Genomic DNA, 309 nt, shown 5'->3' on the forward strand with positions numbered 1-309 from the left:
TCCCATCATTGGCCATGTGGGCGAGCCACTGACGAATCGAGCTGGTGGTCACTGCCTGGTCCAGTGTGGTGCCGTTTGCGATGCGCTGGTCCAGAAAATCTGCAAACTCATTCAGGTCAGTTCGATAGGCGCGCGCAGTGTTGGCTGACAGGCCACGCGAGTGCGCGAGCTCATCAATCCACACGTCGATGAGCTCCCGTACCGGTTGTGTCCTAGCATCACTCACGCGCCTATTTTACGCGGTGCGCTTCCACCGACCGTGTGTGTGCGCTGCGAGCCCTGCAAGCTCGAGAGCGCCCAATGCGCTCA

At 60.2% G+C, this 309-nt stretch carries 1 protein-coding gene; it reads right to left on the reverse strand.

Annotated elements, in window-relative coordinates; translation table 11 throughout:
• Positions 1–226: site-specific integrase (locus QP415_RS11255; protein ID WP_285100121.1), on the reverse strand; the 226-nt coding region annotated here is incomplete at its 3' end.
• Between the last annotated feature and the right edge of the window lie 83 nt (positions 227–309).

Source organism: Pauljensenia sp. UMB3104 (assembly GCF_030217285.1).
Classification (GTDB): Bacteria; Actinomycetota; Actinomycetes; order Actinomycetales; family Actinomycetaceae; genus Pauljensenia.